The organism is Burkholderia anthina (assembly GCF_902498995.1).
GTDB classification, from domain to species: domain Bacteria; phylum Pseudomonadota; class Gammaproteobacteria; order Burkholderiales; family Burkholderiaceae; genus Burkholderia; species Burkholderia anthina.
Map to the genome: position 1 here is coordinate 89,823 of NZ_CABVLY010000002.1, position 16,397 is coordinate 106,219.

Genomic DNA, 16,397 nt, shown 5'->3' on the forward strand with positions numbered 1-16,397 from the left:
TCGTGATCGTCGTACCGCTGGAATACGTGTTGCCGCCCACGGCGGAAGGGGTGCCCGTGAGGGTGTCGGCCGGTCTATATGTCATCGGTGGCGCGCACATTTGTCGTTCTAGCGAGACGCGCCCCGGAGGCCGACGTGGCCGGTGATTTTTTGAATAGCGGGCAGGCCTCGTAGTAGGTAGGAATGGCGAGGGAATCCGCCTATGCGATGGCACCGGCCAAGGACGCGGCGACAGCGCCTGCAGCAGTTCTGAGGATGATGGGGAGCGCCTTCACCGCTCAATCCATTGCTCTCTGATTCTCAATCTCATGAAAAGACCGCGATCAGTCGTTGTAGCAAGGGTATTCTCGCCGTCAACCAGTCCATCCTGGATGGCGGCATGGCAATGAAGCGCAACGGGGACGACTTCGACTGGTCGTAGTAAAAAATAGTGTCGTCCCCGTACTCCAGTTCCCTGGGTGCTGCATCGTTAATTGTGCGCACCGCAAAAAATCTCTCGACCAAAACATCCCCTGCCGAACCCAATACCTGAAGTCGAATTTCATCGCCGTCGCCAAGAAAGCGGCGCGCCCCACATAGTTCAATTTCATACTTCTCGCCACCGAACTCTCTCATTCCCCCGTTAAGATCCTGCGTATAAATCGCGCAGCCCTCATATGAGCTCCGCAACGCGAGAGTCGAAATTATCGCTACCAAAACAAGCGCGACCGCGATTACATTTTTTCTGGCGATCTGCATATTTCACCCAAACTAAATTTTATGGGAATGGCCAATTTGAGATATTGCAGATTGGAATATATCACAAAATCCTCTCCGCGATTATGCTTCACCCTCCAATCACTATAGGTTTTGTTGAAAACTGGATAGTGCACATCGCACGCCCTGAATTTCTTAACAACACCTTTTCGTGTATCTATCGGTTTATCAAGAAAATCGTTAATCAGATATTTCCAGTTAATCGTCGACTCAACATCGAGAGAATCACCGAGGTTCGAGTTGACGCCGCTCCGATATAGAAACCCCCTGATTCTTCCTCCATTCGTAATAATCATGCCACTTTTATTCCAGTGCCCCAAATACTGACTGCTTGACGGCGACTTTTCATCATTAAAGGAGTAGCTATCCTTTATGTATACGTAGATATGCGTTATGGATGCAGTCAAGTCGGCGCAGTAGGATTTTGTTTTTTCACGATTATTGTATTTATAATACCTATCTCCAGAAAACTCCGCCCGTCCAATGGCAGCATAGATGTTGAAGTTCGCCAGCGCTGCCGTCAGGTCCGTGGGTGCATACGGGACACCTCCCGTTGTATCGAAGCTGGACACATTCACCAGTTGAAATTGCCACTTCTTGCAAAACTCGACGAGATTGCCTTTGTCATCAACCGTCTGAAAATCAAAATCCACCGAAGATCTGAATTTTTCTCTTACCACGCGATGCAGCAGATCTTTCAACCTTGCTCTGGCATTTTCGTTGTAGATATTTTTCGAGATGAGCTGACTATATCGTGCCTTGACCTTCCCAAACTTGAGGGCCCACTCAAGGGTGACGGTGGTATTGTCAAACGGCTGGTTCGTCTTGAAGCTGTTATCCCAAACGTGCTTGGGGCCACCAAACCATCGCCTGGCAAGCTTGGCCGCAACAGGCCATTTCATTCGTTGCATTGCCTCAGGGACATCCAGTAAGTCAAAGGGAGGAGGATTTTCGCAGTCTTCTGCGTCGACTGACTCGGACGGCTTGGGAGGTGTGGCCTGCTTTGCTGGCGGAGCCTTTGCTGGCTCCGGTGTTTTCATCGACTCATGCGTCGATGGCTTGGGATCTAGAAGCTTGAAAAGCTTGGGTTCGCCAGGAGCAAGCCTGTCCATGCAAACACCTTGCGGTGTATTCAAAGGAATGCATCCGTTAGCGCCAGCGTGCTCCTTCCACTTCGGCAGCGAGAATGGAATCGACGACGTCTTGATTTCGTAATACGGCACTTTTCTGACGTCTGGCATAGTCTTACTGTGTCGTGAAGGTAATACGTTGCTGACACGCCCGCAGCATGGACACTGGCTAAGCCGAGCAAGCAAATGCTGCGCTCATCGTCTTGCCCCGGTTTCGGCGCAGGCGCTCGGCGCTCGCATATGGCAGCGTGCTGTTTCAACATCGTCTTTCTCTGTCGTGGCCGCGCCCACCGGCCACCACCGAACGCCCACGCCGAAGCCGGATCGCAACCGGGAGGAGGTGCGGCGCCGGCGAAGATCGTTGACCGACTCACTCCGAACATGAACAGGGCACTCCACCGGCACCGCACCCGCGCAAGCATAGTGACCCGTTGCCTCGGTGCCTATCGGACGAGACTGATTCTTGCAGCCAATATCGCATTGCGCCGACCTGATACACCTGACCAGCACTCAATTTCGAGATTAGGCGTATCGTGCAAGCAACGCGCGCGCTCGAAATTCGGTGGCTTTTTCATTTAACCGGCCCGTTGCCGCCCCTTCACGAGGAAAGCAGTCAGCCGGCCGACGACGCGCCCCGCTGCTCCGCCACCACCGGCTGCGACCACGCAGCCGACGCCAGCTGCGTGCGTGCGCCCTTCGCGACACGCTCGAACGCCACGCGCTGCGGCCCCTTCAGCGCGCCCTCCTTCGCGGCCCGCACCAGCGCGACCGGATCGACCGGCCGGTTGTGCCGCCGCACTTCGAAATGCAGATGCGGCCCGGTTGCCGTCCCGGTGCTGCCGACCGCCCCCACGCGCTGCCCGCGCGCGATCCGCATGCCGGTACGCAGCGTCGGTTCGAACGCCGACAGATGCGCGTAATACGACGCATAGCCGCCGTCGTGCCGCACCACCACGTACTTGCCGTAGCCGCCCGGCTCCGTGCCGATGAACGACACGACGCCGCGCTCCGATGCACGGACCGTGCGGCCCGTCGGCGCGGCGAGATCGACGCCCGAGTGCACATGACGCGCGCCCGTCACCGGATGCACGCGCGTGCCGAAACGCGAACTGGTGCGCGTCGCGCTGACCGGCAGCGCGAACCGGGTGCCGGCGAGCGGCACGCCGTCGAGATCGTAGTAAGCGCCCGGCGACCGCGCATCGGCGGCAAACCACACCGCCGCGACGCGCTGGCCGCGAAAGCGGATATCGAGCGCGGTCACGCGCGGGGCGCCGGATAACGATGCGTCGTCAGCCGGTTCGAAGGCCACGCGGAACGTATCGCCCACGGCACCCTGCTGCTTCAGGTCGAGCCGACCGGCCAGCATGCGCGTGACCTGTGCGGCGACGCCGGCCGGCAGATCCGCACGCGCGAGCGAAGCACGCAGGCTGCCGGCGATCGCGCCGACCCGCGCGCCGCCCGCCGGCTCCGCGAGCACGAACGGCTCGGCCGATGCCAGACCCGCATCGCGCGACGCCCATGCGAACGGCACGCCGATCGCGGGCAACGGCGATGCAAAACCGTAGTCGAAGCGGCCCGCGTAATCGCGCTCGATCGCATCGCGCGCGGCATCGCAGAGCACGACATACGGCGCGCATGCGCCGGCACGAACGACGAATGCGCCCGGTCGATCGTCCGTCCGCGCACCCGCCGCATCCGGCGCATGCACGACACGCGGCACCGCCGTCGAGGCGAGCAGGCCGCCCCAGACGGTGCGGGCGGAATTGAAAAAGGGCACGTCGAAGAGGTCGGCCGCCTGCGCCAGCGCGGGCATGACCGGCGCGGCGCCGGATGATGCCAGCGCCACCGCGCCCTGCGCGCCGGCAAGCCACGCCGCCGCGACGACACCGCGCAGCAGCGCGCGGCGATTCGGCAAGCGGATGGCGCCGCGTGGCGCGCAACGACCTCGTTCGCGTGCGAGACGTAAACACAGGTCGAACCGCATCGCGTCGTCACTCGCTATCAATGAAAAATCGGGAAAGCGCCGGATCTCGCGGAGGAACGATCATCGCGATCCGGCAATGAGGAATCGAGTGTATCGACGCGCCCTGCTTCACTAAATAGGACCAATCCTATTTTTTCAGATATCGGCTTAGTACTCGAACGAAATCGCGATTGCATCGCCGGAACGCGCGGAAATCCGGCCTCCTGCGCTCGCGCGACACTCGGCATGCCGTGTACAGTCGAGGGCTGCCGACACGCTGCGTGTCGCACGCTCCTTCTTCAAACCGGAATCCCGTCATGTTTCTCGACCATCTTCATCCGGAACGCTGGACGTTCCTGTGGAACGCGTTGTCCACGCTCTCGATCAGGCTCTGCGGCGCGCTCGCGCTGCTCGTCGTCGGCTGGTGGCTATCGAAGCGCATCGGCAACTGGCTGAGCCGCCTGCTCGCGAACAAGGAGCGCGTCGACGACACGCTGCGGCCGATTCTCTGCGACGTCGCCGTGTGGGGCATCCGCATCGTCGCGATCGTCGGCGCGCTGTCGCAGCTCGGCATCCAGACCGCGAGCATCGTCGCGGTGCTCGGCGCGGCCGGCCTCGCGATCGGGCTCGCGCTGCAGGGCACGATGCAGAACATCGCGGCCGGCATCATGCTGTTGCTGCTGCGGCCGTTCAAGGTGGGCGACTACATCGACGGCGGCACGGGCGTCGCGGGAACGGTGGACGAGGTCGGGCTCTTCATGACGCGGCTCACGAAGCCGGACGGCATCTGCGAGTACGTCCCGAACAGCGCGCTGTGGGGCAGCGCGATCCGCAACTACACGCGCAATCCGACGCGCCGCCTCGATCTCGAAGTGGAAGTGTCGGTGCACGACGACATCGATCGCGCACTCGACGCGCTGCGCGCGCTGGCCGCGGCCGACCCCGACGTGCTGCACGATCCCGCGCCGGACGTGATGGTGATGCGCTTCGACGACAGCACGGCGATCGCGAACATGCGCGTGTGGACGCATACCGACAAGTTCTGGGCGATGCGCTGGCGTCTCGCGCGCCAGGTGCGCAAGACGCTCGCCGATGCGGACTGCGCGCTGCCGATCCGCACGCGCGAGCTGCATATCGTGCACGACGTCGAACAGCAGCAGCGGCCGCCGGCGGAAGCGCGTCGCGCACAGGCATCGTGACGCAACGGGGCGCGGCGCGCCCCGTCGCCATTACATCCTGACGATGTCGAGCAGCGCCTTCTTGCCGCTCTTGTAGGTGAACACCGAGATCGCGCCGTGCTTCAGGTCGCCCTGCGGCGTGAAGCTCGTTTCGCCGATCACGCCGTGATAGTCGGTCGTCGGCATCGCGGCCAGCACCTTCGCCGGATCGGTCGAATTCGCGCGCTTCATCGCGTCGACGATGATGTACACCGCGTCGTACGAGAACGGCGCATACACCTGCATCGGCTGATGGTAGCGCGCTTCGTAGCGCTTCACGAACGCCGCGCCGCCGGGCATCTTCTCGAGCGCGATGCCGGCTTCCGAGCACACGACGTTGTCCGACGCCGGGCCCGCGAGCTTCGGCAGGTCGGTCGAGCACACGCCGTCGCCGGCGAGCACCTTCGCGCGCAGGCCGAGCTGGCGCGCCTGCTTCGCGAGCGGGCCGCCGGTGGCGTCCATGCCGCCGTACATGATCGCGTCGGGGTTCTCGCCCTTGATCTTCGTGAGGATCGCGCGGAAGTCGATCGCCTTGTCGTTGGTCGCATCGTGCGAGATGACCTTCATCCCCGACGCCTTCGCGGCCTTCTCGAACTCGGTCGCGAGGCCCTGCCCGTAGGCGGTCGAGTCGTCGATCACGGCGACCGTCCTGATCCCCAGGTTCTTCGCCGCGTAACTGGCGAGCGCGGGCCCCTGCTGCGCATCGGTCGCGACGACGCGATAGGTCGTCTTGAAACCCTGTTGCGTGTACATCGGGTTGGTCGCGGCCTGCGAGATCTGCACAACGCCGCCGTCGCGATAGACGCGCGACGCCGGAATCGACGTGCCCGAGTTGTGGTGGCCGACCACGCCGACCACCTTGTCGTCGACGAGCCGCTGCGCGACCTGCGTGGCCTGGCGCGGATCGCCCGCGTCGTCCTGTGCGTCGAGCTGCAGCGTGACCTTCTTGCCGCCGATCACGAGCCCCTTCGCGTTGATTTCCTCGACCGCGAGCCGCGCGCCGTTCTCGCTGTCCTTGCCGAGGTGCGCGATCGCGCCGGTCAGCGGCGCGACGTGCCCGATGCGCACGATTTCATCCGCCCGCGCGGAAACCGCGGACAGTGCGCACGCCAGCCCGACCGCGGCCGCACATGCCGTCTTCTTCTGATGCCGATTCATGTTCGTCTCCTTCGTTATCGCTCTTCGTTGATGATCAGGACCCTCGTTCAGAGGAGGCAACGCGAGATGCGCTCACGCGCGCCCTTCGAATCCGAGCAGCACGTTCACCGCATTGATGCCGATTTCGTCGACCATGTAGCCGCCTTCCATCACGAACAGCGTTGGCAGGTTCAGGCGCGCGAGCGTTTCGCCGATGCGCAGATAGTCCGGCGAGCGCAGGCGGAAATGGCTGATCGGGTCGTGCTCGAACGTGTCGACGCCGAGCGACACGACGAGCAGGTCGGGGGCATGCGCGGCGATCGCGGCCGCCGCCTGGTCGAGCGCCGTCGCGTAGGTGCGCCATTGCGTGCCCTTCGGCAGCGGCAGGTTCAGGTTGAAGCCTTCGCCCGCGCCGGCGCCGCGCTCGTCCGCATAGCCGGAGAAGTACGGGTACGACACCGGCGGCTCGCCGTGGATCGAGGCGAACAGCACGTCGGAACGGTCGTAGAAGATGTCCTGCGTGCCGTTGCCGTGGTGGAAATCGACGTCGAGCACCGCGACGCGCGCCGCGCCGCTCGCGATGCCGTGCTGCGCGGCGATCGCCGCGTTGTTCAGGTAGCAGTAGCCGCCCATGTATTCGCGGCCCGCGTGGTGGCCGGGCGGCCGGCACAGCGCGAACGCCGCGCGCGCGCCGCCGTTCGACAGCAGGTCGGCGCCGGTCAGCGCCGAGTTCGCGCTCGCGCTCACCGCGTCCCACGTGCCGGCGTTGATCGGCGCGCCGGCATCCATCGCGAAGAAGCCGAGCTTGCCGTCGATGAATTCGGGCAGCGTTGCCGCCGCCGGCATCGCGCGCACCGGCCAGACGAGCGGCAGCGCCTGGCACGTGCGGCCGGTCGCGGTCCATTCGTCCCACGCGCCGGCGAGAAAGTCGACATAACGCGCGCTGTGCGCGCCGGCATAGCTCGCACGATCGAACGCGCGCGGCGCGATCACGTCGCCGAGGCCGGCCGCGCGAACCTGCGCGAGCACCGTTTCGGCGCGAAGGGGATTCTCGAACGAATCGGTGATTGCGCCGTCTTTCAGTTCGACGCCGCGATGCAGATGATGATCGCTGCTGTAGACCGTGAGCATGGTTGACCGTTGCTGTGAGGGCTGTGAGGGGTGGCAACAGTCTATTGACGCCAACCGGCAATAGCTTTGCTTTTCACCTCTTCGTTTCGTACAATTTTGAGAAAACCGCCTACGGAGACCCTGGAATGAGCAAAAATCGCGCTTCAGCGGAGCTGGACGGCGTCGACCGCGCGATGCTGCGCCTGCTTCAGGAAGACGGCGCGCTGTCGAACGCGACGCTCGGCGAGCGGCTGTCGCTGAGCGTCACGCCGTGCTGGCGGCGGCGCAAGCGGCTCGAGGACGAAGGCGTGATCACCGGCTACCAGGCGAACCTCGACCGCCGCGCGCTCGGGATGAACGTGTTCGCGTTCGTGCAGGTCACGTTCAACATGCATTCGGGCCAGGATTCGGATCACTTCGAGGACGTGATGCGGCGTCACGACGAAGTGACGTCGTGCCACAAGATCACCGGCGCGGCCGACTACATCCTGCAGGTCGTCGCGGCCGATCTCGACGCGTATGCGGAATTCGTCGAACACGTGCTGCGAAAACAGGCCGGCGTGTCGTCGATCCAGTCGAGCCTCGCGTTACGCGAGATCAAGTTCTCGTCGCGCGTGCCGGTGCCGGATGCGTGAACGCCTCTTCGCCCGTGCGCGGGCATCCGTTGTCGATCGTCATCCCATGGAGCGCTACGTAATGAAATCCTTCATGCCTTCCTCGTCGATTGCCGCCGCGATCGCCGTCGCGCTCGCATTGAGCGCATGCGCGACGCAACCGCCTGCGCCGCTCCCGCCCAATGTCGCCGGGCAAGACACGCAGGACACGCAAACTGCACAGACCGCGCAGGCCGCCCCGCCGATCGTCGGCGGCGATCGCGATGCGCACGGCTGCATCGGCTCGGCCGGTTACGCATGGTGCGAACGCACGCAGCAATGCGAGCGTCCGTGGGAACTCGCGAAGGCGCATGGCTTCGCGAATTCCGCACAGGTGTACGAGCAGTTCTGCCGGAACGGCGGCGGGAAGTGACGCGGGTAACCGGTCGCGGTGCAACGCCGCGACCGGATGAAGAACCGACGGTGCGGGCGGCGCACCGGTCGCATGCGCGGCACGCCCTCGTGCCGGCGGATTTTCCCGTACCGCGCACCGTCATTCCGGAAACCCGGACACGTAAAAATCCCCACGAAAATCAGGGCTATTTGGCACCGGCGACACGCCAATCGAGTTCGGTTACATTACGCGCCCCTTTCTGTCCCGCCCCCGCTCGACGCGTCGCGCGCGGCCTCTTTTTACGCAACCCGACACGCCGAACGGCGAGGCTTGCGGCAAGGGCCGATGCGCGTCGCGCACGCCTGCGACGCGCGCAACGGCATGACCGGCCGGCGCCGATCCGAAGGTGTCCTGCGCAACGATTTCGCGTGCGCAAATACAACGGCGAACCGGGTCGATCCGGAATTCCGGATTCGCGCTCCGGATCTCCGGATGCGCGAGCCGGTCGCGATCGAGCATCGCCGGGCGGGATGGCAAGCCGATGCATTCAAGTTGAAAAAGAGGATCTGCTGTGATCAAAACGTTACGGGTAATACTGTCGGCGCTCGCGCTGTGCGTCGCCGCGTCGTCCGCGCATGCCGCCGATACGAAGAAGGTCGACGTCCTGCTGGTGGGCGGCGGCATCATGAGCTCGACGCTCGGCGTATGGCTGCACGAGCTGCAGCCCGACTGGTCGATGACGATGGTCGAACGCCTCGACGGCGTCGCGCTGGAAAGCTCGAACGGCTGGAACAACGCGGGCACCGGCCACTCGGCGCTGGCCGAGCTGAACTACACGCCGGAGAAGGCGGACGGCAAGATCGACATCTCGAAGGCGATCGAGATCAACGAGTCGTTCCAGATCTCGCGCCAGTTCTGGGCGTGGCAGGTCAAGCAGGGCGTGCTGAAGAACCCGCATTCGTTCATCAACTCGACGCCGCACATGAGCTTCGTGTGGGGCGACGACAACGTCCGTTTCCTGAAGAAGCGCTACGACGCGCTGCAGGCGAGCCCGCTGTTCCGCGGGATGCAGTACTCGGAAGACTACGACCGGATCAAGCAGTGGGTGCCGCTGATGATGGAAGGCCGCGACCGCGCGCAGAAGGTCGCCGCCACCTGGACGCCGATCGGCACCGACGTGAACTTCGGCGAGATCACGCGCCAGTTCGTCGGCTACCTGAAGACGCAGCCGAACTTCACGCTGTCGCTGTCGAGCGAGGTGCGCGAGATCTCGCGCAACGCGGACGGCACGTGGCACGTGTCGTGGGTCAAGCTGCATTCGGATGAACCGCCGCAGGCCGTCGACGCGAAATTCGTGTTCATCGGCGCGGGCGGCGGTGCGCTGCGCCTGCTGCAGGCGTCGGGCATCCCCGAGGCGAAGGATTACGGCGCGTTCCCGGTCGGCGGCTCGTTCCTCGTGACCGACAACCCCGACGTCGTGAAGCAGCATCTCGCGAAGGCGTACGGCAAGGCGTCGGTCGGCTCGCCGCCGATGTCGGTGCCGCACCTCGACACGCGGATCATCGACGGCAAAAAGATCATCCTGTTCGGGCCGTTCGCGACGTTCTCGACCAAGTTCCTGAAGAACGGTTCGTACTTCGACCTCGCGAAGAGCACCAACCTGCACAACGTCGCGCCGATGATGCGCGTGGGCGTCGACGAATTCCCGCTGGTCGAGTATCTGGCCGGCCAGCTGATGCTGTCGGACGACGACCGCTTCAACGCGCTGAAGGCATATTTCCCGAACGCGAAGAAGGAAGACTGGCGCCTGTGGCAAGCCGGCCAGCGCGTGCAGATCATCAAGCGCGATCCGAAAAAAGGCGGCGTGCTGAAGCTCGGCACCGAGATCGTCAGCGCGCAGGACGGCAGCATCGCGGGCCTGCTCGGCGCATCGCCGGGCGCGTCGACCGCCGCGCCGATCATGCTGAACCTGATGCAGAAGGTGTTCAAGGACAAGGTCGCGACGCCCGAGTGGCAGCAGAAGATCCGCCAGATCGTGCCGAGCTACGGCACGAAGCTGAACGACAGCCCGGCCAAGGTCGTCGACGAATGGGCCTACACGAGCGACGTGCTGCAACTCGCGCCGCCGCCGCGGATCGACGTGAACGTGCCGTCGCAAGCGACGGGCGCGACTCCGGCACGCGCCGCGAAGGCCGCCGCCGACATGGCGCTGTAACGCGCCCGGCACCGGTTCGCCGCCTCGCACGGCCGCCCTTCGGGGTGGCCGTTTTTCATGATGCGCAACGGTGAAGGCACCCGCGCGGGTGCCCGCTTCCGCTAGAATTGCGGCACGCGCGACCCCGTCGCCGCCCGATCCATCACCCGCATCGACGCAATCCGAGCAACCGCCGGTGCGGCCCGCGCCCGAGCCGCGCGAGCGCCGCCCGCCGTTGCCGCGCCCGCCCGGGCGCGTCACCAACCGAATTCAGCTGGAGAAAGACCGTGTTTACCTGCCGAAACCAGAGCTGCGGCACGCAGTGGGAAACGTCCGACGTCGTCATCAAGGACGAAGGCCAGGGGCTGCTGTTCCGCTGCCCGCTGTGCGGCGCCCGCAACTATCTCGAGCGCTTCGAAGACGACGAAGGCAACGTCGTCTACGAGCAGATGGAAGGCCGTCCCTACCTCGGAGACCTCTCTTGACCCAACCGACCGCCACGCCGTTCAGCGCGCTGCCGCTGACGCCCGCCGCGCTCGCGAACCTCGCGCAGCTCGGCTACGTCGACATGACGCCGATCCAGGCCGCGAGCCTGCCGATCGCGCTGGCCGGCCATGACCTGATCGCCCAGGCGAAGACGGGCAGCGGCAAGACCGCCGCGTTCTCGCTCGCGCTGCTCTCGCGCCTCGACACGCGCCGCTTCGACGTGCAGGCGATGATCCTGTGCCCGACACGCGAGCTTGCCGACCAGGTCACGCAGGAAGTGCGCCGCCTCGCGCGCGCCGAGGAAAACGTGAAGGTGCTGACGCTGTGCGGCGGCACGCCGATGCGCCCGCAGGCGCAGAGCCTCGAGCACGGCGCGCATATCGTCGTCGGCACGCCGGGCCGGATCATGGATCACCTCGACCGCGGCAACCTGAAGCTCGATGCGCTGAACACGCTCGTGCTCGACGAAGCCGACCGGATGCTCGACATGGGCTTCTTCGACGACATCGCGAAGGTCGCACGGATGTGCCCGACGACGCGCCAGACGCTGCTGTTCTCGGCGACCTATCCGGACGGCATCGCGAAGCTGAGCCAGCAGTTCCTGCGCAATCCGAAGGAAGTGAAGCTCGCGGAACGCCATGACGACAGCAAGATCCGCCAGCGCTTCTATGAAGTGGCGGAAACGGATCGGCTGCACGCGGTCGGCCAGTTGCTGAACCACTACCGTCCGGTCAGCACGATCGCGTTCTGCAACACCAAGCAGCAATGCCGCGACCTGCTCGACGTGCTGCACGCGCAGGGCTTCCACGCGCTCGCGCTGCACGGCGAGCTCGACCAGCGCGAGCGCGACCAGGTGCTGATCCAGTTCGCGAACCGCAGCTGCTCGGTGCTGGTCGCAACCGACGTCGCCGCGCGTGGGCTCGACATCGCGCAACTCGAAGCGGTGATCAACGTCGACGTGACGCCCGACCCCGAAGTGCACGTGCACCGCATCGGCCGCACCGGCCGCGCGGACCAGGAAGGCTGGGCGCTGAGCCTCGCCAGCATGGACGAGATGGGCCGCGTCGGCGCGATCGAGCAGGCGCAGAAGCGCGACGTCGAATGGCATCCGCTCGCGGAACTGAAGCCGGCCGGCGACGGCACGCTGCTGCCGCCGATGGAGACGCTGCAGATCCTCGGCGGACGCAAGGACAAGATCCGCCCCGGCGACGTGCTCGGCGCGCTGACCGGCGACGCCGGCTTCGACGGCAAGCAGATCGGCAAGATCAACGTGACCGAGTTCTCGACCTATGTCGCGATCGAGCGCGGCGTCGCGCACGACGCGCTGCGCAAGCTCAATGCGGGGAAGATCAAGGGCAAGCGGGTCAAGGTCCGGTTGATGGACGAAGCGTGACGAGGTGATGCCGGACGGGCGGGCCGCAGCGCCTATGCGGCACGCCCGCCGAGCATCGCCAGATACTGCCGCACCGCGCCCCATTCCCCGCCGCGCCGGCCGCGCGCGCCGGCGCGTCAGAACGGAATGACGGCCTTCGCCCACACGGCCTCGCCGGCCGGCCGGTTGCGCACGAAAAACTCCTTCACGACGCGCGCTTCCAGACTGACCTTGCTGAACTGGTAACGAAAGCCGGGCCCGATCGCGAACGCCTGTCCGCGAAAGCCGTCGCCCCCGACGGCCTGCCCGTTCTGCATGTCGTCGGTCGTCTGCTTGATGAAGTAGCCCGACAGGCCGACCCGCGCCTTCGGCGTGACCGCATAGCTCGCCGAGTAGTCGAAGTGGAACAGGTTCCCCGAGTGGTAGTGCGTGTCGTTGTTCGGCGAGTTGAAGCTGTACGTGATCTTCGCGGACACCTCGACCTTGTCGTTCGGCAACCACGACACGCCGAATACCGGCCGCGCGGTGTAGTAGTTCTTGCCGGTGTTCAGCGCCGCATGCATGTCGTACTGGCCGGTCGGGAACACGAACTCGATTGCCGCGACGGTGCGCAGCGCGCCCGAACCCCATGCGATCAACGCGGGGCTGACGATCAGGTCGCCGAGATTGGTGCGGTCGAACGACGCGCCGCCCGCATCCAGCGCCAGATGCTCCATCGGCAGCACCGCATACGCGCCGTAACGGCCGCCGAGCACCGACAGGTTCGACATCCAGACGACGCGCGGAATCAGCACGTCGGCATCGAGCTTGAAGCCCGGCACCGAGCTGTTGCCGTGGGAATCGTTGAAGTGCGACGCATGGTAATGGGTGTAGTACAGCAACCCGTAGAGCCCGGCCGGCGGCAACGCGCCGGCGAAGAACGCCTCCGCGCCCTCGCCGATCGTGTCGCCGCCGCCCTCCGTCGCCCGTGCTCCCGTGCTCAGCGCCATGCCCGCGCAGGCGACGAGCGAGACCAGTCCGAATGCAGCCTTTCGTTTCATCGATGTCTCCAATATTCGTTCTACTGAATTGATTTTTTATGTCCGCCCTGATCGCCCTACCGTTCCGCCTATTCGTTGAAGTGCTCGATCACGAGCCGGTTGAAGCGCGCGGCGTGCTCGATCTGCGTCCAGTGCCCGCAGCGGCCGAACACGTGCAGTTGCGCGTTCGGCAACAGCGCCAGCAGCCTCATCGAACTGTCGAGCGGAATCACGCGATCCTCGCGGCCGTGGACGATCAGCGTGTCGTGCGGCAGCGCGCGCAGCTTCGCGTCGTCGCTCGCGAGCGCATCGACCCAGCGCTGACGCGGCGCGGGGAACATGTTCGCGAACGCCTCCTGGTAGCCGGGCCGCACGCTCGCGTCGTAGCGCAGCTTCGCGAGCTCGTCGTTCACGAGCGTGCGGTCGAACGCGAAGATGTCGAGCAGACCGCGCATGTTCGCGATCGACGGCGTATAGCCCCAGACGGCGTCGAGCCCTTCGGTCAGCGTGAAGCGCGTGCCCGCCGCCCCCATCAGCACGAGCCGCCCGACCCGCTCGGGCGCGCGGATCGCCAGCGCGAGCGCCAGTGCACCGCCGAACGAATTGCCGATCACGTGCGCGCGCTCGACGCCGAGCGCATCGAGCAGGCCGAGCGCGTGATCGACCCAGTTGTCCATCGAATAAGCGTAGCCGCTCGGCCGTTCGGTTTCGCCGAACCCGGCCATGTCGGGCGCGATCACGCGAAACTGCGTCGCGAGCGCGGGCATCGTAAGCCGCCAGTTCGCGTAAGCCGTGACGCCCGGGCCGGAGCCGTGGATCAGCAGCACGGGCGGCCCGTCGCCGACGTCGTGATAGTTGGTGTCGAGGCCGCCCGCGACGATCCGGCGGCCGATTTCAGGGTTGCTTGACATGACGCTCCTCCAGTCGATTTCCGTGGCGCACGCTGCGTCAGCGTCCGCGCTTTTTCGCACTTTGCCCGCCGATCCCGAAATGCTCTTTCGGCATCTCGGTGATGATCACGCGCACCGATTCGATCGGTGCGTCGAGCGAGCGATGGATGGCTTCGGTGACCTCGGCGATCAGGCGTTCCTTCTTGTCGTCGCTACGGCCTTCGAGGATGTACAGATGCGCTACCGGCACGATGGCCTCCTTGTTCGGTTCAGATGAAGCGCAGGCCGACCGACCCGATGTCCTGCACGCGCAGCGTCACGTTGTCGCCGGCCGCGACGGCCACCGCCTCCGTGATGCCGCCCGACAGGATCAGGCTGCCTGCGGGAATCGATTCGCCGCGCGCGCCCAGGTGGTTCGCGAGCATCGCGATCGCGGCGGCCGGATGGCCGAGCACCGCCGCGCCGGCGCCGAACGCCACCGGCTGCCCGTTCTTCTCGAGCACGATGCCGAGCGTGCGCAGGTCGACGCCGTCCACCGCCAGCGGGCGGCCGCCCGCGACGAAACGCGCGGCCGACGTGTTGTCGGCCACCACGCTTTTCAGGTCGAACTTGAAATCGCGGTAGCGGCTATCGATCACCTCGATCCCGGCGACGACGAAGTCGGTCGCGGCGAGCACCGCGCCGACATGGCAGCCCGGCCCCTTCAACTCGGCCTTCGTCACGAACGCGATCTCCGGCTCCACCTTCGGATGAATCAGCGCGGACGTGTCGCACTCGCCGCCGTCGGGCAGGTCGTAAACGTCAGTCAGGAAACCGAACACGGGCGTGTCGACGCCCATCTGACGCATCTTCGCGTGCGAGGTCAGGCCGGCCTTGTAGCCGACGATGCGCGCACCGCGCGCGAGCTGCCGGCGGCGGATCGCATCCTGCACCGCGTACGCGTCGTCCCAGTCCATCTCCGGATGACGGTCGGTGATCTTCGGCGTGTCGCGCGCTTCGCGCATGCAGTCGTCGAGATGCGCGGCCAGCGACTCGATCGTGTCAATCGACAGGTTCATGCGGCCTCCCGTTTCGCTTGCGCGGCGCGCGCCTTCGCGAGCGTCAGCGCGGTGTCCTCGATCATGTCCTCCTGCCCGCCGACCATGCCGCGCCGGCCGAGCTCGACGAGGATGTCGCGCGCCGGGATCCCGTACTTCTCGCCAGCCCGCTTCGCGAACAGCAGGAACGACCCGTAGACGCCGGCATAGCCGAGCGTCAGCGCGTCACGGTCGATGCGGATCGGGAAGTCCATCATCGGCACGACGAGATCCTCCGCGACGTCCTGGATCTTCCACACGTCGACGCCGGTTTCGATGCCCATCCGCTCGCACACGGCAACGAACACTTCGAGCGGCGTGTTGCCCGCGCCGGCGCCGAGCCCCGCCGCCGCGCCGTCGATCCGGTTCGCGCCGGCCTCGATCGCGGCGATCGAGTTCGCGACGCCCATCGCGAGGTTGTGGTGGCCGTGAAAGCCCAGTTCGGTATCGGGCTGCAGTGCGTCACGCACCGCGCCGAGGCGCGCCTTCACGTCGTCGGGCAGCATGTAGCCGGCCGAATCGGTGATGTAGATGCAGTTCGCGCCGTACGACTCCATCAGCTTCGCCTGCTTCACGAGCCCTTCCGGGCTGTTCATGTGGCTCATCATCAGGAAGCCGACGGTGTCCATGTCGAGCTTGCGCGCCATCGCGATGTGCTGTTCGGACACGTCGGCCTCGGTGCAGTGCGTCGCGACCCGGATCGTATGCACGCCGAGCGCATGGGCTTCCTTCAGGTGATCGACGGTGCCGATGCCCGGCAGCAGCAGCGCGGACACCTTCGCGCGCTTGAGCAGCGGGATCACCGCGCCGAGATATTCCGCGTCGGTATGCGCGGGAAAGCCGTAGTTGACCGACGAGCCGCCGAGGCCGTCGCCGTGCGTGACCTCGATCAGCGGCACGCCGGCCGCGTCGAGCCCGGTCGCGATCGAGCGCATCTGGTCGAGCGTCATCTGGTGACGCTTCGGGTGCATGCCGTCACGCAGCGTCATGTCGTGGACGGTGATGCGTTTGCCTTTGAGATTCATTGCCGTTTCCTCTTTGTCCGGTCGTGGAAGTCGCA

At 65.2% G+C, this 16,397-nt stretch carries 16 protein-coding genes; 6 read left to right on the top strand and 10 right to left on the bottom strand.

The genetic code is table 11. The features are described from left to right. Positions 1-306 precede the first annotated feature (306 nt). From BME24068_RS03260 to BME24068_RS03270, 3 genes are all read right to left on the bottom strand, one after another. The gene (locus BME24068_RS03260) at positions 307-615 is read right to left on the bottom strand and encodes a hypothetical protein (protein WP_174925126.1); all 309 of its coding nucleotides are present in this window, start codon (positions 613-615) and stop codon (positions 307-309) included. 98 nt (positions 616-713) lie between these two features. Beyond that, positions 714-1,997, bottom strand: coding sequence for a DUF6402 family protein (locus BME24068_RS03265; protein WP_239007624.1), 1,284 nt, complete (start codon positions 1,995-1,997; stop codon positions 714-716). A gap of 502 nt (positions 1,998-2,499) precedes the next feature. After that, positions 2,500-3,870, bottom strand: coding sequence for a M23 family metallopeptidase (locus BME24068_RS03270; protein ID WP_174925127.1), 1,371 nt, complete (start codon positions 3,868-3,870; stop codon positions 2,500-2,502). Between the two features lie 296 nt (positions 3,871-4,166). Here BME24068_RS03270 and BME24068_RS03275 point away from each other — a divergent pair, with 296 nt between their 5' ends. After that, positions 4,167-5,048 carry a mechanosensitive ion channel family protein gene (locus BME24068_RS03275; RefSeq protein ID WP_174925128.1) on the top strand — a complete coding sequence of 294 codons (882 nt, stop codon included), beginning with the start codon at positions 4,167-4,169 and terminating at the stop codon, positions 5,046-5,048. 30 nt (positions 5,049-5,078) lie between these two features. On the opposite strand, the gene BME24068_RS03280 is transcribed toward BME24068_RS03275, so the two are convergent. Both BME24068_RS03280 and BME24068_RS03285 read right to left on the bottom strand, forming a co-directional pair. After that, positions 5,079-6,224, bottom strand: coding sequence for a branched-chain amino acid ABC transporter substrate-binding protein (locus BME24068_RS03280; RefSeq protein ID WP_174925129.1), 1,146 nt, complete (start codon positions 6,222-6,224; stop codon positions 5,079-5,081). Between the two features lie 72 nt (positions 6,225-6,296). Then, positions 6,297-7,334, bottom strand: coding sequence for a histone deacetylase family protein (locus tag BME24068_RS03285; protein WP_174925130.1), 1,038 nt, complete (start codon positions 7,332-7,334; stop codon positions 6,297-6,299). 125 nt (positions 7,335-7,459) lie between these two features. Here BME24068_RS03285 and BME24068_RS03290 point away from each other — a divergent pair, with 125 nt between their 5' ends. The 5 genes from BME24068_RS03290 to dbpA all read left to right on the top strand — a co-directional run bounded on the left by BME24068_RS03290 (position 7,460) and on the right by dbpA (position 12,373). Further along, complete coding sequence (locus tag BME24068_RS03290) at positions 7,460-7,948, top strand: Lrp/AsnC family transcriptional regulator (RefSeq protein ID WP_096500740.1); 489 nt, start codon at positions 7,460-7,462, stop codon at positions 7,946-7,948. A gap of 61 nt (positions 7,949-8,009) precedes the next feature. Then, the gene (locus BME24068_RS03295) at positions 8,010-8,339 is read left to right on the top strand and encodes a hypothetical protein (RefSeq protein ID WP_174925131.1); all 330 of its coding nucleotides are present in this window, start codon (positions 8,010-8,012) and stop codon (positions 8,337-8,339) included. Positions 8,340-8,871: 532 nt separating this feature from the next. Beyond that, complete coding sequence (gene mqo / locus BME24068_RS03300; protein WP_174925132.1) at positions 8,872-10,515, top strand: malate dehydrogenase (quinone); 1,644 nt, start codon at positions 8,872-8,874, stop codon at positions 10,513-10,515. Positions 10,516-10,781: 266 nt separating this feature from the next. Then, positions 10,782-10,979: a hypothetical protein gene (locus tag BME24068_RS03305; RefSeq protein WP_040140903.1), complete on the top strand. Its 198-nt coding sequence runs from the start codon at positions 10,782-10,784 to the stop codon at positions 10,977-10,979. Continuing rightward, entirely contained in the window at positions 10,976-12,373 is a 1,398-nt protein-coding gene (gene dbpA, locus BME24068_RS03310; RefSeq protein ID WP_096500748.1) for an ATP-dependent RNA helicase DbpA, read from the top strand. The genes BME24068_RS03305 and dbpA overlap by 4 nt, the downstream gene beginning before the upstream one ends. 116 nt (positions 12,374-12,489) lie before the next feature. Here the strand turns inward: dbpA and BME24068_RS03315 are convergent, their stop codons facing one another. The 5 genes from BME24068_RS03315 to dmpG all read right to left on the bottom strand — a co-directional run bounded on the left by BME24068_RS03315 (position 12,490) and on the right by dmpG (position 16,362). Then, the gene (locus tag BME24068_RS03315; protein ID WP_174925133.1) at positions 12,490-13,392 is read right to left on the bottom strand and encodes a SphA family protein; all 903 of its coding nucleotides are present in this window, start codon (positions 13,390-13,392) and stop codon (positions 12,490-12,492) included. 68 nt (positions 13,393-13,460) lie between these two features. Next, the gene (locus BME24068_RS03320) at positions 13,461-14,282 is read right to left on the bottom strand and encodes an alpha/beta fold hydrolase (protein WP_174925134.1); all 822 of its coding nucleotides are present in this window, start codon (positions 14,280-14,282) and stop codon (positions 13,461-13,463) included. 37 nt (positions 14,283-14,319) lie between these two features. Further along, a complete protein-coding gene (locus BME24068_RS03325; RefSeq protein ID WP_096500754.1) occupies positions 14,320-14,511 on the bottom strand; it encodes a 2-hydroxymuconate tautomerase in 192 nt (63 codons plus the stop codon). Positions 14,512-14,530: 19 nt separating this feature from the next. Next, complete coding sequence (gene dmpH, locus BME24068_RS03330; RefSeq protein WP_096500756.1) at positions 14,531-15,319, bottom strand: 2-oxo-3-hexenedioate decarboxylase; 789 nt, start codon at positions 15,317-15,319, stop codon at positions 14,531-14,533. Continuing rightward, positions 15,316-16,362, bottom strand: coding sequence for a 4-hydroxy-2-oxovalerate aldolase (dmpG, locus tag BME24068_RS03335; protein WP_174925135.1), 1,047 nt, complete (start codon positions 16,360-16,362; stop codon positions 15,316-15,318). Before dmpG ends, dmpH begins: the two co-directional genes overlap by 4 nt. Positions 16,363-16,397: the final 35 nt, after the last annotated feature.

What these genes read in the sequence shown, in the direction of transcription:
- BME24068_RS03260 (WP_174925126.1), bottom strand. Translation starts at nt 615, where the DNA reads ATGAGAGAGTTCGGTGGCGAGAAGTATGAAATTGAACTATGTGGGGCG.
- BME24068_RS03265 (WP_239007624.1), bottom strand. Translation starts at nt 1,997, where the DNA reads ATGCCAGACGTCAGAAAAGTGCCGTATTACGAAATCAAGACGTCGTCG.
- BME24068_RS03270 (WP_174925127.1), bottom strand. Translation starts at nt 3,870, where the DNA reads ATGCGGTTCGACCTGTGTTTACGTCTCGCACGCGAACGAGGTCGTTGC.
- BME24068_RS03275 (WP_174925128.1), top strand. Translation starts at nt 4,167, where the DNA reads ATGTTTCTCGACCATCTTCATCCGGAACGCTGGACGTTCCTGTGGAAC.
- BME24068_RS03280 (WP_174925129.1), bottom strand. Translation starts at nt 6,224, where the DNA reads ATGAATCGGCATCAGAAGAAGACGGCATGTGCGGCCGCGGTCGGGCTG.
- BME24068_RS03285 (WP_174925130.1), bottom strand. Translation starts at nt 7,334, where the DNA reads ATGCTCACGGTCTACAGCAGCGATCATCATCTGCATCGCGGCGTCGAA.
- BME24068_RS03290 (WP_096500740.1), top strand. Translation starts at nt 7,460, where the DNA reads ATGAGCAAAAATCGCGCTTCAGCGGAGCTGGACGGCGTCGACCGCGCG.
- BME24068_RS03295 (WP_174925131.1), top strand. Translation starts at nt 8,010, where the DNA reads ATGAAATCCTTCATGCCTTCCTCGTCGATTGCCGCCGCGATCGCCGTC.
- BME24068_RS03315 (WP_174925133.1), bottom strand. Translation starts at nt 13,392, where the DNA reads ATGAAACGAAAGGCTGCATTCGGACTGGTCTCGCTCGTCGCCTGCGCG.
- BME24068_RS03320 (WP_174925134.1), bottom strand. Translation starts at nt 14,282, where the DNA reads ATGTCAAGCAACCCTGAAATCGGCCGCCGGATCGTCGCGGGCGGCCTC.
- dmpH (WP_096500756.1), bottom strand. Translation starts at nt 15,319, where the DNA reads ATGAACCTGTCGATTGACACGATCGAGTCGCTGGCCGCGCATCTCGAC.
- dmpG (WP_174925135.1), bottom strand. Translation starts at nt 16,362, where the DNA reads ATGAATCTCAAAGGCAAACGCATCACCGTCCACGACATGACGCTGCGT.